Genomic DNA, 1,350 nt, shown 5'->3' on the forward strand with positions numbered 1-1,350 from the left:
TGAATCGCCCTGGGTCTGATGGAGGCTCTGGCTATTTGATTTCAACCAAGGCCTGCTCACCCTGCTCAGTAGCGTAGAACGTCTTCTCGTACTCTGCTGGCGGGATGTCGCCGCAGTGACCATGCAGCCGCCTGTGATTGTGCCAGTGCACCCACGACAGTGTCGCCAGTTCCACGTCGTCGATGCTGCGCCATGGACCAGGATGCGTTGGGCCGTAGATGAGTTCGTACTTGTAGTAGCCGTTCACGCTCTCGGCGAGAGCATTATCGTAGGAATCGCCCACGGTCCCGATCGACGGTATTGCACCGAGTTCGGCGAGCCGTTCGCCGTAGCGGACCGAGGTGAATTGACTGCCCGCATCGCTGTGGCAGCGCAGCCCGGTCAACCGTGTGCCGCGACTGAAGCGGGCCATCTCGATGGCGTCGAGCACTACCTGGGTGCGCATGTTCGCCGCGACGCGCCAGCCCACGATCATCCGAGAGTAAGCGTCGGTGATGAAGCAGACGTAGCCCATTCCCGCCCAGGTCGGGACGTGGGTGAGGTCGGTGACCCACAGTTGGTTCGGCTCAGTCGCAGTGAAATCCCGCCCAACCAGATCGGGGTGCCGATCCGCCCCGGCCGTTGCTCGGGTGGTACGCACCTTCTTCCCTCGCCGCACACCAGCGATCTGCTCGGCACGCATCAGCCGCGCGACCTGGTCACGGCCGACATCGATGCCCGATCTTCGGGCTGCTTTCCACAGCTTCCGCACCCCATATACCTGGTAATTCTCCTCCCACAACCCCCGTAGCGCCGGCCGCAACCGGCTATCGGAGACCGATCTAGCTGACGGCGGTCGGCTTTTGGTGGCGTAGTAGCTGCTCGGAGGTATCTGCAAGGCCTTGCAGATACGCTCGACCCCAAGCCTCCGACCCGCGATGACATCGCCGCGATTGGCATCGATGAACGCGGTCATCTCTTGTGCTGGCGGTCGAGCTCCGCCCCGAAGAAAGACGCCGCACGCTTCAATATCTCGTTGGCGCGCTGCAGTTCTCGGATTTCCTGCTCGAGTTGCTTGATCCGATCGGCCTCGGCGGTGCTCACTCCCACAGTCAGACCGTCATCGATATCGGCCTGCTTGACCCACGACCTGACGGACTCGACCCCGTAACCCAACTGCGAGGCAACCCGCGCTGTCGTCCCATGCTCGGTCCCCAGCTCGGCCCGCAACGCCCGGACCATCCGCACCGCACCGGCCTTCTCCTCCGGCGAATACCGCCGCATCGTCGGCCTCCCTGACACCCGTTCATTCGGCATGCTTCCATCCTCGTTTCCAAGGCCAGAAGTCTCCACCGAACCCAGGGCGATTCA

At 63.0% G+C, this 1,350-nt stretch carries 1 protein-coding gene and 1 other annotated feature; the gene reads right to left on the bottom strand.

All coding sequences use genetic code 11. The features are described 5' to 3' along the window. Positions 1-31: 31 nt before the first annotated feature. A protein-coding gene (locus R4P70_RS32585) for an IS3 family transposase (RefSeq protein ID WP_230544151.1) occupies positions 32-1,296 on the bottom strand; the annotation gives its coding sequence in 2 pieces (ribosomal slippage) (positions 32-993 and positions 993-1,296; 1,266 coding nt in all). Beyond that, positions 863-997, bottom strand: a sequence feature (AL1L pseudoknot). Its footprint overlaps the gene before it by 135 nt. Positions 1,297-1,350 lie beyond the last annotated feature (54 nt).

Origin of the sequence: Rhodococcus sp. IEGM 1241 (genome assembly GCF_033142365.1) — a bacterium.
Lineage (GTDB): Bacteria > Actinomycetota > Actinomycetes > Mycobacteriales > Mycobacteriaceae > Rhodococcus_F > Rhodococcus_F erythropolis.